This window comes from Natrinema sp. CGMCC1.2065 (genome assembly GCF_051225675.1).
Taxonomy (GTDB): Archaea; Halobacteriota; Halobacteria; order Halobacteriales; family Natrialbaceae; genus Natrinema; species Natrinema thermotolerans.
This window is the reverse complement of record NZ_JBPJSJ010000005.1, coordinates 132,175-148,229: the sequence shown is the minus strand read 5'-3', so window position 1 is coordinate 148,229 and position 16,055 is coordinate 132,175. Positions and strand designations below refer to the sequence as shown.

Annotated in this window: 16 protein-coding genes; 9 read left to right on the top strand and 7 right to left on the bottom strand. The window is 68.8% G+C overall.

The genetic code is table 11. The features are described from left to right. The first annotated feature begins 67 nt into the window (after window positions 1–67). Both ACSBP4_RS07675 and ACSBP4_RS07670 read left to right on the top strand, forming a co-directional pair. Window positions 68–2,596, top strand: a complete 2,529-nt coding sequence (locus ACSBP4_RS07675; protein ID WP_435551830.1) for an efflux RND transporter permease subunit — start codon at window positions 68–70, stop codon at window positions 2,594–2,596. Window positions 2,597–2,639: 43 nt separating this feature from the next. Beyond that, window positions 2,640–3,002: a hypothetical protein gene (locus ACSBP4_RS07670; protein WP_006647851.1), complete on the top strand. Its 363-nt coding sequence runs from the start codon at window positions 2,640–2,642 to the stop codon at window positions 3,000–3,002. A gap of 15 nt (window positions 3,003–3,017) precedes the next feature. Here the strand turns inward: ACSBP4_RS07670 and ACSBP4_RS07665 are convergent, their stop codons facing one another. From ACSBP4_RS07665 to ACSBP4_RS07655, 3 genes are all read right to left on the bottom strand, one after another. Then, entirely contained in the window at window positions 3,018–4,004 is a 987-nt protein-coding gene (locus tag ACSBP4_RS07665) for a fumarylacetoacetate hydrolase family protein (RefSeq protein ID WP_435551829.1), read from the bottom strand. Then, window positions 4,001–4,825: a cyclase family protein gene (locus ACSBP4_RS07660; protein WP_435551828.1), complete on the bottom strand. Its 825-nt coding sequence runs from the start codon at window positions 4,823–4,825 to the stop codon at window positions 4,001–4,003. The genes ACSBP4_RS07665 and ACSBP4_RS07660 overlap by 4 nt, the downstream gene beginning before the upstream one ends. Before the next feature lie 83 nt (window positions 4,826–4,908). After that, entirely contained in the window at window positions 4,909–6,915 is a 2,007-nt protein-coding gene (locus ACSBP4_RS07655) for an SLC13 family permease (RefSeq protein ID WP_435551827.1), read from the bottom strand. 241 nt (window positions 6,916–7,156) lie between these two features. Between ACSBP4_RS07655 and ACSBP4_RS07650 the strand changes: the two genes are divergently transcribed. Next, window positions 7,157–8,248 (top strand): geranylgeranyl reductase family protein, encoded by a 1,092-nt coding sequence (locus ACSBP4_RS07650; RefSeq protein WP_435551826.1) that lies wholly within the window; start codon window positions 7,157–7,159, stop codon window positions 8,246–8,248. An 88-nt stretch (window positions 8,249–8,336) separates the two neighbouring features. Beyond that, a complete protein-coding gene (locus ACSBP4_RS07645; RefSeq protein ID WP_435551825.1) occupies window positions 8,337–9,773 on the top strand; it encodes an MATE family efflux transporter in 1,437 nt (478 codons plus the stop codon). A 173-nt stretch (window positions 9,774–9,946) separates the two neighbouring features. On the opposite strand, the gene ACSBP4_RS07640 is transcribed toward ACSBP4_RS07645, so the two are convergent. Both ACSBP4_RS07640 and ACSBP4_RS07635 read right to left on the bottom strand, forming a co-directional pair. Further along, on the bottom strand, window positions 9,947–11,293 hold the full coding sequence (locus ACSBP4_RS07640; protein ID WP_435551824.1) for a TIGR00341 family protein: 1,347 nt from the start codon (window positions 11,291–11,293) through the stop codon (window positions 9,947–9,949). Window positions 11,294–11,371: 78 nt separating this feature from the next. Next, window positions 11,372–11,785: a hypothetical protein gene (locus tag ACSBP4_RS07635; RefSeq protein ID WP_435551823.1), complete on the bottom strand. Its 414-nt coding sequence runs from the start codon at window positions 11,783–11,785 to the stop codon at window positions 11,372–11,374. 167 nt (window positions 11,786–11,952) lie between these two features. On the opposite strand from ACSBP4_RS07635, the gene ACSBP4_RS07630 reads away from it, so the two are divergent. The 4 genes from ACSBP4_RS07630 to ACSBP4_RS07615 all read left to right on the top strand — a co-directional run bounded on the left by ACSBP4_RS07630 (window position 11,953) and on the right by ACSBP4_RS07615 (window position 14,214). Continuing rightward, window positions 11,953–12,612 (top strand): helix-turn-helix domain-containing protein, encoded by a 660-nt coding sequence (locus ACSBP4_RS07630; protein ID WP_435551822.1) that lies wholly within the window; start codon window positions 11,953–11,955, stop codon window positions 12,610–12,612. Between the two features lie 71 nt (window positions 12,613–12,683). Beyond that, entirely contained in the window at window positions 12,684–12,965 is a 282-nt protein-coding gene (locus ACSBP4_RS07625) for a 4a-hydroxytetrahydrobiopterin dehydratase (protein ID WP_006647841.1), read from the top strand. Window positions 12,966–12,972: 7 nt separating this feature from the next. After that, the gene (lwrS, locus tag ACSBP4_RS07620) at window positions 12,973–13,365 is read left to right on the top strand and encodes an LWR-salt protein (protein ID WP_435551821.1); all 393 of its coding nucleotides are present in this window, start codon (window positions 12,973–12,975) and stop codon (window positions 13,363–13,365) included. Window positions 13,366–13,659: 294 nt separating this feature from the next. Beyond that, window positions 13,660–14,214 carry an HTH domain-containing protein gene (locus ACSBP4_RS07615; protein ID WP_435551820.1) on the top strand — a complete coding sequence of 185 codons (555 nt, stop codon included), beginning with the start codon at window positions 13,660–13,662 and terminating at the stop codon, window positions 14,212–14,214. Between the two features lie 61 nt (window positions 14,215–14,275). Here the strand turns inward: ACSBP4_RS07615 and ACSBP4_RS07610 are convergent, their stop codons facing one another. Together ACSBP4_RS07610 and ACSBP4_RS07605 are read right to left on the bottom strand one after the other, a co-directional pair. Continuing rightward, the gene (locus tag ACSBP4_RS07610; RefSeq protein ID WP_049965814.1) at window positions 14,276–14,704 is read right to left on the bottom strand and encodes a VOC family protein; all 429 of its coding nucleotides are present in this window, start codon (window positions 14,702–14,704) and stop codon (window positions 14,276–14,278) included. A gap of 1 nt (window position 14,705) precedes the next feature. Next, the gene (locus ACSBP4_RS07605; protein ID WP_435551819.1) at window positions 14,706–15,077 is read right to left on the bottom strand and encodes a cupin domain-containing protein; all 372 of its coding nucleotides are present in this window, start codon (window positions 15,075–15,077) and stop codon (window positions 14,706–14,708) included. An 83-nt stretch (window positions 15,078–15,160) separates the two neighbouring features. Here ACSBP4_RS07605 and ACSBP4_RS07600 point away from each other — a divergent pair, with 83 nt between their 5' ends. Beyond that, window positions 15,161–16,054 carry an ABC transporter substrate-binding protein gene (locus ACSBP4_RS07600; protein WP_435551818.1) on the top strand — a complete coding sequence of 298 codons (894 nt, stop codon included), beginning with the start codon at window positions 15,161–15,163 and terminating at the stop codon, window positions 16,052–16,054. Window position 16,055: the final 1 nt, after the last annotated feature.

Here is a 16,055-nt window from a genome sequence, read left to right as displayed (position 1 = left end):
GCCGAACTTCAGGCTCGGAAATCGTGATTTCCCGTTTATGGGTTCCCTCGATAGAGGGGGACACGAAATGGTCCGTGACGCACTCGACAGGTGTATCGACGCGGTCACGACCCACAACCGGATCGTGATCGTCGTATTGCTACTGTTGACCGCCGGCGCGGTCGCCGGGATCGGGAACCTCGACACGTCCAATCAGGCCGGCAGCGGCGACGTCGGCGAGACGACGCCCGCACAGAAGGCCGACTACATCGCCGACAACTACGGCGAGCCGGGCGGCGAGTCGAACGTCTCGGCCGCGCCGGTCTACGTCCGCCACGAGGACGGCAACGCCCTCTCGAGGGCGGCCCTGATCGAGTCCCTCGAGTACCAGCAAGCGGTGCTGGACAACGACTCGGTGTCGGCCGCCCTCGCCGACGACGGTGGCGTTACCGGCGTCGCGAACGTCGTCGGGACGCGGGCCGCCGAGGACCCCAACGCGACCCGCGAGGAACGGATCGCCGCGCTCGAGTCGACCGACGACGACGAGTACGCGGCGCTGCTTTCGGAGTCGCTGACGCCCGAGTCGGGCGCGCTCTCCTTGCTGCCACAGCGCTACGACCCCGGAAGCACGACCGCCGAGAGCCACCGGATGGTCTTCCGGTTCGAGACGGACGGGGCGGACTCGGCGGGGGTACCGAGCGACGCGCAACGCGCCCTCTACGAGGCCGCTCAGGACAGTGACGAGCCGAACTACTTCACGCTGGGCGAACACGCGGTCGGCGATCTGAACCAGCAGATGACGGCGAACACAACCACGCTGATCCTGCCGGTCGCGCTGGCGTTGATCCTCGGGATCCTCGCGTTCACCTACCGCGACCTCGTCGACGTCGTCGTCGGGATGATCGGCGTCGTCGTCTCCATCCTATGGATGTTCGGCATCCTGGGCTGGCTCGGGATCTCGGCCGGGATGACGATGATCATCGGGCCGGTGATGATCGCCGGGCTCAGCATCGACTTCGGGTTCCACGTCTTCATGCGGTACCGGGAACAGCGGGGGAGCGACGAGGGGATCCGCCCGCCGATGACGCGGTCGGTCCGCTCGGTCGCCGTCGCGCTTGCACTGGTCACCGTGACGACCGCGATCGGCTTCCTTTCGAACGTCGTCAACCCCGTGACTTCGATCCGCGATATGGCCATTGGGATCACGCTCGGGGTCGTCTCGGCGTTTTTCATCTTCGTGACGCTCGTCCCCGCGTTGAAGATCAGTATCGACGGCCTTCTCGAGCGGGTCGGCGTCGATCGGCACAAGCAACCGCTCGGCTACGGTAGCTATCTGGGCCGCGTCCTCGGCGGCAGCGTCACCCTCGCGAAACGGGCGGCCCCGGTCGTCATCGTCGTCGCGCTCGTTGCGGGGTCTGCCGGCGCGGTGGCCTGGCCCGCGCTCGAGCAGGAGAGTTTCCAGCAGCGGACCGAGTCGGTCGCCGACTGGAAGACAGAACTGCCGGGCCCAATGGCCTGGGAAGAGTCGGCGTTCGTCGAGAACCAACTGTACGTGACCGATCAGTACCGGTCCAGTAACGACGGCGCCGGTCGCTCGGCCGTCCTCATCGAGGGGACCGTGACCGCCGACGGGACCTTGCAACGGATCGACGAGGGGAGCGATACCGCCCGTGAAACCGGTGTTGCCTTCGACCAGCAGGGGGTCGAGTCGGTCCGCTCGCCGCTGTCGGTCATCGAAGCGACCGCCGCGGAGAACGACTCCTTCGCCGCGACGGTCGACTCGGCCGACGCGGACGACGATGGGGTGCCAGATCGGAACCTCGAGTCGGTCTACGACCACCTCTTCGAGGTCGCCCCCGCGGCGGCGGGACAGGTGATCGAGCGCACCGACGACGGGGAGTATCGCTCGCTTCGCATGCTCGTCACCGTCGACCGCGGCGACACCTACGACGATCGTGCCGACGACATGCAGTCGGTGGCCACGGCGATCGAGGACGGCGACGGGGACCTGACCGCCACGGCGGCCGGCCCGGCGGCGGTCACGCAGGCCGAACTGGGCGAGGTCACCGGGGGGATCCTCTACGTATTGCTCCTCGCGCTCGGCGTGATCGCGGTCGCCCTGATCGGCATCTACCGACTGAGCGAGGGCAGCGCGACGCTGGGGGCCGTGACGGTCGTCCCGATCGCGCTGGTCGCCGGCCTCGTCATCGGGAGCATGTCTCTCCTCGAGGTCCCCCTGACGCTGCTGACCGCGCTCCTGATGAGTCTGGTCATCGGGCTGGGGATCGACTACAACATCCACCTCAGCGATCGCTTCGCGCAGGAACTCGGGCGACACGGCGGCGTCTACGACGCGCTCGAGGCGGCCGTCGTCGGGACCGGTGGCGCCTTGCTCGGGAGCACGCTCACTTCTTCGGCGGCGTTTCTGGCGCTACTCCTGCACCCGCATCCGCAACTCCAGAGCCTCGGCCTGTTGGTCGTCCTCTCGCTCGTTACCTCGTTCCTGGTGAGCGTGTTGGTCCTCCCGAGCATGCTCGCGCTGTGGGCGCGCTACGCCGACGTGACCGGCGTCGCAGCGGGTGCGGAACCGACGGCGGCCAGCGCCGGCGACGACTGACGGCGACGGACACGTTTTTATCAGACGAACAACAATACGAACCGTGAACAGGGCACTCCCTGCCGGGTTCGGCATCGGACTGGTCGCCGGCGGCAGTCTCCGCGTCGCGTTCGGGTCGAACTGGTTTCTGGTCCTCGCCGTCGTCACGCTTTATACCGGATTGGGATACTTCACCGTGGAGTATCGCCGACTGTTAACCCGCGAGTATCCTCCGTTCGATCGGTCGGTCGATCGATTCGGCTACGCGATCGGGCTGTTCGGTCTCAGTATCGGTCCCATCGCCGTCAGCCAGCAGTTCACGACGGCCGACGTGAGCCTCCAGCTCTTCGTCGCCTACCTCGGCGTCGTCGGCTTTCTGCTCACCTCGAGCGCCGCGGCGATCGAGAGCGAGCGCGACGCCCGGTAAGGCGCGAGCGGCGGGCTACCTGACGACCGTGTGCTCGAGGGTGCCGATCCCCTCGACCTCGAGTGCGACTGTATCGCCGTCCTCGAGCCACTGGCCCAGCTCGAGGCCACAGCCCTCGCCGACGGTGCCGCTGCCGATGACGTCGCCGGGGTGGAGTGTCTCGGACTGGGAGATATGCTCGATGATCTCGGCGAAGGTGTGATACATCTCGTCGACGGTGCCCTCAGACCAGACCTCGCCGTCGATCCTGGCGGTCATCGGGGCCTCGAGGACGTCGATGTCCTCGCGCGGGACGAAGTAGGGGCCCAGCCCGTTCGCGAAGTCCTTGCCCTTCGCGGGGCCGAGCCGCCCCTCCATCTCCTCGCCCTGGATGTCGCGGGCGCTGAAGTCGTTGAAGACGGTATAGCCGGCGATGTGGTCCTCGGCGTCGGCAGCCGAGATGTTCCGGCCGCGTTTCCCGATCACAGCCGCGATCTCGAGTTCGTAGTCCATGATCTGTGAGTAGTCGGGCCACTGGATCGTCTCGCCGGGCGCGACGACGCTGTCGGCGTTGCCCTTGTAGTAGACCGGCAGCTCGTACCAGACGTCGGCGATCTCGCCGTCCATGCTGTTCTGGACGTGTTCCTCGATCGCCATGCAGTCCCGCAGCGAGTTGGGACGTGGCAGCGGTGGGAGCAGCCGGTATTCGCCGGGCTCGTACCGGAGTTTCGCCTCGCCGGGGCCGCGCTCGGCGTCGGTCTCGGCCGCGTACGCGAGGGCCTCGCGGGCGTCCGCGATCGCCCGGTCGCCGCGCTCGAGGAAGGCGATCATCTCCGGCGGGACGTGTGCGTGGGCCAACTCCGCGGGTGCCGGTTCGCCCTCGGCCTCGAGGACGGCTCCGTAGGCCGCCGTCAGATCGACGAGCGTCGCGTCGCCGGCCGCGGTGTCGTCGGACTCGTCGACGGCACCGATGCGCTCGACCGGACCGACCGGGGTATCGACTTCGAACGTTGCGAGTTTCATGCGCTCTCACCTCCCGTCTCGTCCCCGATAAGGGCGACCGGTCGCACCCAGCCCGCGCTCGCGTCTTCGATTTTGATGGGGAACGCGACAAGGGGGATGTCGGTCTTGCGCGGCAGTTGATCGAGGTTGGCCATCTTCTCGATCTGGCAGTACTCGACGTCTCGCCCCGCGAAGTGGGCCGGCCACAGTTCATCCTCGTCGCCCGACTCGACGTAGCGTTCGCCCATCGCCGCGAATGGCTTGTCGAAGCCGTAGGCGTCCGTCCCGATCACCTTGATCCCTCGCTCGACGAGGTATTTCGTCCCGTCGGCGCTCATTCCAGGGAATTCGGTCAGGTACTCCGGTCGACCCCACAGCTCGTCGGCCCCGGTCTGTATCAGGACGATCTCGCCGGGCGAGAGATCGTGATCCAAGTCCTCGAGGGCGGCCTCGAGGTCCGCGACTCCGATCTCCTCGCCGGGATCCATCGATCGGAAGTCGAGGACGACCGCGTTCCCACGGCACCACTCGAGGGGGATCTCGTCGATCGTCTTCGCGGGCTCGCCGTCGACCTCGGGGCCGTAGTGCCACGGCGCGTCGAGGTGGGTGCCGGCGTGGGGGATGACCGCGAGGTCCTCCCACGCCAGCCCCATCCCCTCGGGGAAGTCCTCGGGGTCGACGTCGTAGCCCTGTTCCTGCAGGGTCTCGGCGAGGCGTTTCGCGCCCGCCTCGTGGTCGAAGGCGTCGATTTCCGGTGGTGTCGGCTCGCTCGCGACGCCGTCCTCGAGGCCGATGCTGAGATCTATCAGTTCGGTCTCGTCGAATGTCAACAGTTCGCTCATGACAACCACGACTGGGGGAACCCATTTGAAACTGACTCACGAGCGACTCGCCGGTCGAGGACGACGGTCACGACCGCCGGCGATCAGAGTCCCCAGATGAGCGTAATGCCGACGGTCGTGACGACCGCCAGCAATAGCTGGAGCGGGCCGCCGACGCGCAGGAAGTCGGTGAACTCGTAGCCGCCGGGCCCGTAGACCATCAGGTTCGTCTGGTAGCCGACGGGCGTCATGAAGGACGTCGCGGAGGCAAACAGCACCGCGAGGAGAAACGAGAACGGCGCAGCGCCGAGGCTCGTCGCCGCGTCGACCGCGATCGGGATCATCAACACGACCGTCGCGACGGGCGTGATGACGTTCGCCAGCAGTCCAGTGACGACGGTAAACAGCAACAGCACCGCCACGAGCGGCAGGTAGGTGGCCGCCGATACCAACCCGGTCGCGATGACTGCCGAGCCGCCGGTGGCCTCGAGGGCGATCCCCAGCGGAATGACCCCCGCCAGCAGGAAGACGACGTTCCACGAGACGGCGTCGTAGGCGTCGTCGATCGAGAGACAGCCGCTGACGACCATCAGGAAGACGCCGGCGAAGGCCGCGATCACGATCGAGAGCAGCCCCAGCGCGGCCGCGCCGATAACGCCGGCCATGATCCCGATCGCGATCGGCGTCTTCGGCGACAGCGGCGCGACGTCCTCGAGGTCGGCGTCGGCCAGCCGGTTGACGGCGTCGTCGACGACGAGCAGGTCGTTCGACGCGGTGAAGTGGGCGATCGCGTCGTCGGAGGTCTGGACCAGGAGGAGGTCGCCGGGGGCGAGTCGGACGGCCGCGAGGTCCGTTCGGAGGAGGTCGCCGCCCCGGCGGATCGCCAGCACGGTCGTCCCGAAGAACTCCCGGAGGGCCGTCTCGCCGAGGCGCTCGCCGGCGAACGCCGACGACTCGGGAACGACGGCCTTCACGAGGACGTCCTCGCTCGGGGCCTCCTCGAACGTCTCCTCGGTCACCGACTCCCGGGCCAGCTGGTGTACCCGCTGGGCCTCGACGAACCGGTTGATCGCTTGCAGGCTCCCATGGACCGTGAGCAGGTCTCCCTCGCGGATCCGCTCGTCGGTCGCGGCCGCGACGAACGACTCGCCATCGGCGGGGATCGACGCCGCGTCTGCCTCGAGTCGCGTCCGGCTGTCGCCGGAGCGCTGGCCGGGGGGCGACGCCTCGGGCCCCGCCTCGAGGGTCGCCTCCCGCTCACCGTCGTACTCGAGGACACGGTCCGCCGACGCGGTTTCGCCGTCACTCCCGTCGCCCGCCCGGCGGAGCTGGAGAACGCGGACATCCGCGTCCGCGCGCGCCTCGAGGTCGTCGACCGTCCGACCGACCGGTGCCGAATCGGCCCGCACTCGAACCGTCGCGAGGTGGTCCTCGAGTTCGAACTCCTCGACGAGGTCGGCGTCGACCGGGATCCGCGCGGGCGTCAGCCACCGACCGACGGTCGCGAGGTATGCGAGCCCGACCAGTAGAATCACGACGCCGAGCGCGGAGAACTCGAACATGCCGATCGGCTCGCGGCCGAGCAGTTCGACGGCGAACTCGCTGGCCAGCAGGTTCGTCGACGTCCCGATCAGCGTCAGCGTGCCGCCCAGAATCGCCGCGTACGACAGCGGCAGGAGGAGCTTCGACGGGGAGATCCCGGTCTTCTCCGCGAGGTCGGTGATCATCGGGACGAAGATCGCCACGATCGGCGTGTTGTTGATAAAGCCCGCGAGCGGCCCGGTCGTACAGATCGTCGCCAACAGCGCCCGCTTCTCGCTGCCGTTCGTGATCGTCGCGAGATAGACGCCGAGACGCTGGACTACACCCGTTCCCTGAATCGCCGCACTGAGCATGTACATGGCGACGATCGTCACCGTCGCGGTGTTGGCGAACCCGGAGATGGCCGCTCTGGGACCGACGCCGGTCATCGGCTCGAGGGCCGCCAGCGAGACGATGATCCCGATCGCGGTCACGTCGGTGGGGATCGCCTCGGTCACGAACAGGACGAGCGCGACGGCGATGAGGCCGAAGACGACCAGCGCGCCGGTCGAGAGTTCCGCGGGGATCACGGTGCGATCAGCTCGCGTTCGCCCCGGGCCATCGCCTGTCTCTCGGTCGGAGTCGGCGCTCGCGTCGCGTTCATATTGTGTGAGATCGGACAACTCACAAAACTGTATCCGTTTATCGACTGTCAGTCGCCGGTCCCGACCATCGTCGGCGTCGGTCGACGGCCGGGACGTTTCGAACGTGTCCGACAGCAGCGAGCGAATCTCGAGAACCTATTTACCGTCCGGCGTGAACGTCCCGAGCATGTACGATTTCGTCGTCGTCGGCGTCGGCCCGCCGGGGGCGCGCTTCGCTCGCCGGGCCGCCGAGGCGGGCTACGACGTCCTCGCCCTCGAGAAAGGGACGATCGGCGAGCCGCTCGCCTGTTCGGGCCACGTGAGTACGGACATCTGGGAGTTCACCGGCGAGGGGGCCCGCGAGGACCTCTTTCAGAACGAGATCTACGGCGCTCGCTTTCACGTCGGCGGACCCGGCAGCGACGCCTATCCGTTCTACAAGGACGCGGTCGCGTCGAACGTCATCGACCGCGTCGGACTCGACCGCCACCTCGCCGAACTGGCCCGCGAGGCGGGTGCGGACGTCCGCGAGAACCACACCGTCACCGGCGTCACCGAACGTCACGACCGGGTCGAGATCGTCGCCAGCGGCCCCGACGGCCGCCTCGAGGTCGAGGCGAAGATGGTCGCGGGCTGTGACGGGCCGCGCTCGCGGGTGCGGGACGAACTCGGCCTCCCACAGCCCGACGAGTTCCTCCACGGCGTCCTCGCCTTTTCGGAGGAGGACGATCACCAGGACTTCGTCGATGTCCATCTCACGCCGCCGACCTTTTTCGCGTGGCGGATCCCCCGCGGCGAGGCCGGCGTCGAGTACGGGCTGGCGGCCCCGCCGGGCGTGCAGGTCACCAAGCACTTCGAGGAGCTGATCGACGGCTACGAGATCGACGTCTCCCATCGCTGTTCGGGCGCGATCCCGGTCGGGCCGCCCGATCGAGTAACGTCCCGACGGGCGTTCCTCATCGGGGACGCGGCCGCCCAGACCAAGCCCTTCACCGGCGGCGGCATCCTCTATAGCATGACCAGCGCCGATCACGCCGCCCGCGAGATCGACCCCGATCGACCGACGACGCTGGCGGCCTACGAGCGCGCCTGGCGCGACGACTTAGCGCGCGAACAGCGACTCGGTCACTGGATCCGGCGCGCCTACTCGCTGCCCGAACCCGTCCAGCGGCTGGGACTGGGCGCGCTGTCGGGCGAGATCGGTGTCCACATGGACCGGCCGACCTCGCTCGTCTCGCCGACCCACCTGAAAGCGATGCTCTCGCGGCTGCGCGGGTAGGCGCTTCGCGGGCTCCACGCGGGAGGAAAGGCCGCCTCGAGTGCCGGAGCCGACAGACCGAAGGCGTCGGTCGCGCAACGGGGGAGCGATGACGGGCCAGCAGTGGCGGGCGACCGCGCTCGCGTTCGTCGCCGGGGCGCTCGAGCGGGCCGGCATCATCGACGGGGAGCGGTTTCGCCCGACGATGGAACTGGCCTGGCCCCGGATCGTCACCGGCTTCGCGATCATGTCCAAGCAGACGGCCGACCTCGCGATGGTCGGGGCCGCGGTCGGGACGGCCGGCACGGCGGGGCTGGCGTTCGCGCTGGGCTACTGGCAGATCGTGACGCTGCTCGGCCTCGGGGTGGCTGGCGGGACCGTCACGCTCGTCTCGCAGAACTACGGCGGCGAGGCGACCGATCGCGCGTCGGTGGCGGTCAACCAGAGCGTCGTCCTCGCGACCGCGCTGGCGGTGCCGATCGCGCTCCTGTTCGTCGCCGTCCCCGGGCCCCTAATCGCCCTGCTCGGCGCCGGACCGGACGCGCTCGTCCACGGGCGGATCTATCTCGTCTACGTCGCGCCCGCGGTGGTCTTCGAACTGCTCAACCTGATCGCCAGCCGCACCTACACCGGCGTCGGCGACACGTTCACCGAGATGGTCGCCCGTGCCGGCGGCGCGGTCCTCAACGTCGCCCTCAGCGGACTCCTGATCTTCGGCTTCGGTCTCGGGGCCGCGGGCGCGGCCATCGGTACCACCCTCGCCAGCGGGTTCGTGACGGTCGTCCTCGCGTGGGGGATGCTCGGGCGCTCCTACGGCCGGCTCGGAATGGAACCCAGTCCAGTCCCGATCACCCGGTCGGGACCGTGGCTCGAGCCGACGCTGTTGCGCCAGCTGATCGAAATTTCCCTGCCGGAGATCGGCCGCCGACTCGCGCAGGGGGCGGTCGTCTTCCCGCTGCTGTGGATCGCCGCCTCCTTCGGCCCGGTCGTCGTGACGGCGCTCGAGGTCGGCCGCCGGGTGCGGGCCCTGATAAACAGCGTCAACTGGGGGCTGTCCCTGGCCGCGAGTTCGCTGGTCGGCCAACATCTCGGCGCGGGCGAGGAGGCGGAGGCAGGGGCCTACGGCGCGGCGATCATCCGGCTCTCGACGGTGATCTACGCTGTCGCGGGGGCGCTGGTCGTGGTCTTCGCGCGGCCAATCGCGGGGCTGTTCGTGAGCGACCCCGCGGCGGTCACGCAGGCCGCCGTCTTCGTCGCCGTCGGCGCGGTCAGTTCGGTCGGCTACGGGCTCGACGGAGCGGCCGCCGGGGCCTTGCTCGGTGCCGGCGACACCCGTTGGCCGTTCGTCGCGTCGCTGCTCGGTCGGTACGCCTTCGCGCTTCCCGCGGCCGCGCTCGGACTCGTCACGCCGCTTGCCGTCGGTGGGCTCTATCTCGCGCTCTTCCTCGAGACGGCCGTCCCGGGCGGGATCAACTACTGGCTGTTCCACAGCGGGCGCTGGAAGGCAGTGAGCCGGCGGTACCGGCCGTCTTCCGAACCCGGCTGACGGCGAGCGTCGACGCGAACCCACCGCGGGAATCGAACCGACGCGGTCGAGCGTGGTCCGGGAAGACGACGAGATCCCCGATCGGCTGTCGAGTCGCCTCATACGGTTTCCGTCGTCGCCAGTGGGGCCGCAGGACGGTCGCGATCCCACCGGGATCGGGACAGCAGCCCGTATCAGGGATCGCTCGCGGTCCGCAACGCCGCGTCCCCGTCCCCGTTTCCATCCTCACCTCGTTCCTCGGCGACCACGTACTGGACTTCGACGACCAGCGGCCCATCGCTGTGGGGTCTGATCGCCTCGTAGAGTCGATCGGCGAGACCCGATTCCGGGCCGGGTTCGCGCTCGGAGACCGTCACGACGACCCGGTCGACCGACTGAATCGGGTAGTCGCCGTCGAGTTCGACCGCGACGTCGTCGCTTTCGAGGCCGTCGTAGCGGGGCTGTGCGAGGACCGCCTCGACCTCGTCCTCGGCGGCGGACTCGAGTTCCGTCGTGTGGAAGTCGAGCAGCGTGACGCTCGCCAGCGGCGCGGCGAGCACCAACAGCCCGACCCCGAAGACCGCCGCGTAGGCGTAGGTCGGCGTCCGGGTCGGCGACACGTCGAAGGGGCCCTGCGGGCGGTAGCCGGCGATCCACAGCGTCGCCAGCGCGGCGAGGTTGATCGACAGGAGGTTGACGACCACGAGGCCGGCGGCACCGATCGCCGCGCCGGACATCCCCCAGGCGACCGTGATGCCGACCGCGGCCGACGGGGGGATCAGCGCCGCCGCGATCATCACGCCGACGATGGCCTCCGAAAAACCCCGCGTGAGACTCAGGATGCCGGCGATTCCCGCGCCCAGCGCGACCGCCAGCGAGAACAGGTTCGGCGCGACCCGTTCCTCGAGTTCGGTCGCGGCGACGATGTCGACCCCGGCGGGCTCGAGGCCGGCCAGCCGAGCCAGCGTCGCGAGGCCGACCGAGGCGGCGATGACCATCGCCACGCCGACGAGCTGATAGGAGAAGCCGGCCCGTTGGAGTCGGTCGTCGCCGGTCACGATGCCGACGTTTGCGGCCAGCGCGGGTCCCAAAAGCGGCGCGATGACCATCGCACCGATCACGACCGCCGGCGAATCGGCGAGCAGCCCCGACGTGGCGACGACCGCGCTGATCAACAGCATGACGGTGTAGATCGCGAAGGGCGGCGTGAGTTCGTCGGCCTTCGTTCGCAGCACCTGCCGCGAGGTGCGCGAGCCCGTCTGGCCGCCGCGGCTGTATCGTTCGCGCAGCGTCGCGAATTCCTCGGAGACGACCGTTTCGGCGTTGATGACGACGACGCTTGCCTCGTCGCCGATCCCGGTCCGCTCGAGCCGATCGAGCAGCGGTTCGACGGCCTGAGTCGGGACCGGAAACCGGACGACCGCCGCCTCCCCGCGACCGCTGGTCTCGTCGCTGACGACGTAGTCGAATCCCTCGTCCTCGAGGACGTCGAGAACGGCCCGCCGCTTCCCCTCGGGGACCGTGATCTCGAGATAGCGCATACGGGGGCCACACCGGAGTCGCGGATAGTCTTCGGGTCGGCAGTGGACGGGTCTCCGTCAGTCGCCGGTGTCGTCGAGTCAGTCCGCGTCGTCGGTCCCGACGATTCCGCAGGCGATCGCTTCGGGCTCGAGCAGGTCCGTACCGTCGACGGCGTCGGGATGGACCACGAGGACCGTGTCGTCGGGCATCTCGCTCTCGACCCGTACGCCACAGCCCAGGGCCGACTCGAGGTCGCCGACGTCGTCGATCCCGGACTCGCGGTCGACGCACAGGTCGGCGTTGGCCCGCGAGCAGACGACCACGAGCGCCCCCGGCTCGAGGTGTTCGCTCTCGGCGGCTTCGAGCAGGGTCTCGAGCGCGTCGGCGCGGACGGCCTCGAGCGAGCGGATCGTCACGCGATCGGTGCCGGAGCCGGGCGCTCGCTGGGACTGAGTGCGGACGCGGGCGGCCAGTTCCGCGAAGTCGGTCTCGGCGTCGAGATCGGCGGTCATGGGCGGTCGTCGGCGGCGGCCGGCCTTGAGAACTCGGCCGGCCAGTTCCGGCTCTCGAGAGCCGCCGCGAGGCGACTCGACCGCGACGGAAGCGGCGGTATCAGCCAGCGCGACAGTCAGGTTCGTCGCGACAGCGGTTTTTACGCACTGGCGGTGTACGACGCCCGATGTCGACGATAGCCGACCTTCGGCTGCCGGCCGCGGAGACGGCGCTTGCCACCGCCTTCGAGCGCGCGCCGGCGGCCACGTTCGAACTCGAGTCCTCGGTATCGAAGACCCGGCCCTCACTGTGGGTGGCCGACGTGGACCGGGAGACGGCCGACGCCGCCTTCGACGCGGACCCGTCGGTCGAGGCCGCCGAACTGCTCGTCGAAACCGACGCCCGGCTGCTGTACGACGTGACCTTCGCCGACGACGCGGGGACGACCCGCCTCTGGGAGGATCTGCTAGTGGATGGCGGCTCCCTGCTCGAGGCCCGGGCCAGCGACGGCTGGTGGCAGGTGACGGTCCGCTACCGGGACCGCGAGACGCTCTGTGAGGCCTACGAGCGGCTGCTCGACCGCGGGATCAACGTCGAACTCCGGCGCGTGACCGACGTGACCGATACCGGCGGCCACGCGACGCGGCTCACGCCCGAACAACAGGAGGCCTTGGAAGCCGCACTCGAGTACGGCTACTTCGAGATCCCGCGCGGGGTCTCGATGGAGGAGCTGGCCGACGAGCTGGGGATCTCGCATCAGGCGCTCTCCGAGCGGTTCCGCCGGGCCTACGAGACGCTGGTCGACGCCGAACTCCAGCCGGCCGGCGAGGGGTCGCGGTTCGATTGACCGCCGACCCCGCCGCCCTCAGGTACGAACGCGGCACAATCGTTATTTGACTGGCTTGCGTTCGGCTCCACATGGCTGATCTGCTTTCCGACGACGAGATCGAAGCGGAACTCCCCGACGGCTGGGACCGCGAGGGGGACGAGATCGTTCGGATCTACGAGTTCGACGACTACCTCCGCGGGGTCAACTTCGCCCAGATGGTCGGCGAGATCGCCGAGGCCCAGTTCCACCACCCCGAAATCATCATCCGCTACGCCGAACTCGAGATCCGATTGACCTCCCACGAGGAAGGCGGCATCACCGAGGACGACATCGAGATGGCGGAACTGATCGAGGCCGAACGCGGGGACTGAACCGACCGTGGACGCCCGCTACGTCTTCCGCGTTCGCGTCCACATAGAGCCCGCTCGGGCGGTCGTCTCGCTCGAGCCCGACAGCGCCGAGACGACGGTGACGCTCTACCGGGACGCGCCGGAACCGGGCACGGAGGGGTGGCTCTTCTTCCGAAACACGCTCTGGCGCGGCGCGGTCGGCGACGACGACTACGCCCGCCGGCTCGCCGCGGAGTGGCTGGGTGTTCCCGAACGGACCGTCGACGCCGTCGATTTCCGCGAACTCCAGACCGACGAGGCGTACCTCGACGCGCTAACGGAAGCGATCGCGGCCGATCTCGAGGCGTTCAAGGCCGACGACGTCGACGACGCGCTCTCGAAGTATCTGGGCTCGAGCATCCGCGTGACCGATGGCGATTGACGGTCGGTGGTGACGATCGTGTCACGGGAACGGGGTCTCGGGAGCCGCAGATAATGGGTGTTGGTAACAACCTTCGCCTACCTTTATATACTCGCTTGTGGCCGCTGTTGGTGATGATCGCGAGCGAACACCGATCGGCGGTTCGGGAGAGACGCGGCTCACGAGGGGCGCGACGTGTCGTGCGTTCCGTCCGCGGCGGCTGGACAGGCCCCGGACGAACGCTCGGGCCGGCGGACGTTCTCGCCGTCGAAGGACGCATCGGCGCAGCAGCCGTCGGACCGACCGGAGGTGACGATGTCCGACCGTGAGCCAGCCGTGTCACTGATCGCCGACCCCGATACGGGCGGGGCGATCGGGGTCGACTGTTACGTCCGCTCGAGCGTCCCGGCCGCCGTCTCCGAACGGATCGCTGCGGTCACCGAGCGGCTTCGGACGCTTCGCGACCGGGGCTACGTCGACGAGTTGCGAATCGACCAGTGGCCGTCCCAGCACGCGACGGGACCGATGCGGACCCGCGACGAACTCATCGCCGAGTTCGAACGCTGGGCGGATCGACACGACTACTGCCTCGAGCCGGGGTTTCGCCGCCGAACGGTCCCGCGATCGCCGTTCGGCGTCGACGTCGACTCGCACGAACGGGTCCGCGTCCCGCTGGTGGCGCTGGCGCTCTACGAGGACGCGGCCGACGGCGAGACGCTGCGGGCCGTCCTCCCGTGTACGGAACTCTCCTACACCGGCGACGAGCGGACCTACACCGTCGACGAGTGGCTCACCGCCGTCGAAACGCGGGCGTTCGACGAACCGGCGTGCGCGTCCCGGATCGACGGACCGGCGGCGCTTCAGGGATAGCCGGCGACCGGGCCGACAGCCGATCGTCACGCTCGCGCCTTCCGTGCCCGCCGACTCGGGACTACGTCACGTCGTCGTGGGTCAGCAGCGGTCGCGTCCGCTCGCCAGCGGGCGGTTCGTAGGTGACGACCTCGAGCAGGTTCCCGTCGGGATCGAGGAAGTAGAACCCCTCGAACTCGCCCCAGTCGTAGGGCCCTTGGTTCGGGAACTGGCCCTCGAGCCGGTCCAGCAACGCGTCGTAGTCCGTGCGGTCGGTCTCGAACGCCAGGTGGGCCTTGTCGAGGGGGTGATCGAGGCCCGTCCGGTCCCAGTTCTCGGCGCGGCCGGTTTCGGCCAGCGTGACGACCGTCTCGCCGGCCCGGAACATCGCGTGATCGCCCTGAAAGTCGTCGGGCGGTCTGACTACCTCCAGACCGAGCGTCTCCCGGTAGAACTCGTAGCAGGGCTCGAGCGCGTCGACGTCGACGTTGACGTGATCGACGGCGTCCATGCTACGACTCCGGTTCGACCCGCGATCGCGACGGGGTTCGTCGCCACTCCGGTCCCTCTCGGGGCGGCGCGAGGACCCCGATGCCGACGGCCGCCTCGTCGCTTCGGTTCTCCGCGCCGTGGCGCTCGTTCGGGTGGAACATGTACGCGTCGCCCGCCCGAAGCGGGTACTCCTCGCCCTCGACGACGGCGACGAGGTCCCCCTCGAGGACGAACCCGATCTGTTCGTTCGCGTGCGTGTGCGAGGGCAGCGTCGCCCCGGGCTCGATCCGCCAGTAGACCATGCTCGCCCGCTCGCCCGCCGGGAGGTCGGCCAGCGACACTCCGTCGGCGACCTCCTCGAACGCCGCGTCGGTCGTCGATACTCGTTCCATGGGAACACGGCTCACTCCCCACGCCGACACTGATAAACGTATCATGAAAACCCTTTAAGCACCTCTTCGGTGTGGGGTGTCCCATGCTAGCACAGAAATCGGTCCGACTGTTCCACCTCCCGTTCTCGTTCATGCTCCCACAGAAGGTAGCCGCCGAGGCGGGATACTTCCGCGAGGAAGGGCTCGCCGTCGAACTGGTCGAACGGGACCGGCGCGACGTCTCCGTCAAGTACATCCCCGCCGAGGAAACGCTGACCGGGGCGTACGACGTGGATCTCTACCCCATCTGTAAGTGGGAGAGCATCCGCCGGACGTGGGAGATGGACGACGGCCGAATCGTCGCCAACGGAACGTTCGCGAACCTTCCCTACACCGTCGTGACCCGTCCCGACTCCGATATCGAGTCCCCGGCCGACCTCGCGAACGTCCCGGTCGGCGTCAACCTGCGAACGGGGCAAGAGTACACCGCACGGAAGGCCCTCGAGGACCACCTCGAGCCCGACGAGATCGACCTCGTCGGCTGCGGAATGCCGACCGACCGGCTACAGGCGCTTTACGAGGGACGGGTCGACGCCGTGACGCTCATCGACCCGCACACCACCCTCGCCGACCACCTCGGCTTCCAGCGGCTGCTCGAGTACGACAACCACATGGGAATCGTCGGCGACGAGAGCATCGATCGGGACGTCCTCGAGGCGTTCCTTCGGGCCTACGGCCGCGCGGTCGAGGACGTCAACGCGCGCCCGGAGGCCTACCGCGAGACCTACCTCGAGATGCTCGCGGCCGACGCCGCGGTCGCGCCCGCACTGTTCGACGACGTGGACATGGATGCGGTCCGCGAGGACCTCACCGTCCCGCGCTACGAGGTGCCCGATCCCGTCGATCCCGACGAACTCGACGGCCACCTCGAGTGGATGCGAGCGCGCGGCCTGATCGACGACGAGGCGGCGATCGACGACATCGTCGCGTCGCTGTGAG

What these genes read in the sequence shown, in the direction of transcription:
- ACSBP4_RS07675 (WP_435551830.1), top strand. Translation starts at nt 68, where the DNA reads ATGGTCCGTGACGCACTCGACAGGTGTATCGACGCGGTCACGACCCAC.
- ACSBP4_RS07665 (WP_435551829.1), bottom strand. Translation starts at nt 4,004, where the DNA reads ATGAAACTCGCAACGTTCGAAGTCGATACCCCGGTCGGTCCGGTCGAG.
- ACSBP4_RS07660 (WP_435551828.1), bottom strand. Translation starts at nt 4,825, where the DNA reads ATGAGCGAACTGTTGACATTCGACGAGACCGAACTGATAGATCTCAGC.
- ACSBP4_RS07650 (WP_435551826.1), top strand. Translation starts at nt 7,157, where the DNA reads ATGTACGATTTCGTCGTCGTCGGCGTCGGCCCGCCGGGGGCGCGCTTC.
- ACSBP4_RS07645 (WP_435551825.1), top strand. Translation starts at nt 8,337, where the DNA reads ATGACGGGCCAGCAGTGGCGGGCGACCGCGCTCGCGTTCGTCGCCGGG.
- ACSBP4_RS07640 (WP_435551824.1), bottom strand. Translation starts at nt 11,293, where the DNA reads ATGCGCTATCTCGAGATCACGGTCCCCGAGGGGAAGCGGCGGGCCGTT.
- ACSBP4_RS07635 (WP_435551823.1), bottom strand. Translation starts at nt 11,785, where the DNA reads ATGACCGCCGATCTCGACGCCGAGACCGACTTCGCGGAACTGGCCGCC.
- ACSBP4_RS07630 (WP_435551822.1), top strand. Translation starts at nt 11,953, where the DNA reads ATGTCGACGATAGCCGACCTTCGGCTGCCGGCCGCGGAGACGGCGCTT.
- ACSBP4_RS07625 (WP_006647841.1), top strand. Translation starts at nt 12,684, where the DNA reads ATGGCTGATCTGCTTTCCGACGACGAGATCGAAGCGGAACTCCCCGAC.
- ACSBP4_RS07615 (WP_435551820.1), top strand. Translation starts at nt 13,660, where the DNA reads ATGTCCGACCGTGAGCCAGCCGTGTCACTGATCGCCGACCCCGATACG.
- ACSBP4_RS07610 (WP_049965814.1), bottom strand. Translation starts at nt 14,704, where the DNA reads ATGGACGCCGTCGATCACGTCAACGTCGACGTCGACGCGCTCGAGCCC.
- ACSBP4_RS07605 (WP_435551819.1), bottom strand. Translation starts at nt 15,077, where the DNA reads ATGGAACGAGTATCGACGACCGACGCGGCGTTCGAGGAGGTCGCCGAC.
- ACSBP4_RS07600 (WP_435551818.1), top strand. Translation starts at nt 15,161, where the DNA reads ATGCTAGCACAGAAATCGGTCCGACTGTTCCACCTCCCGTTCTCGTTC.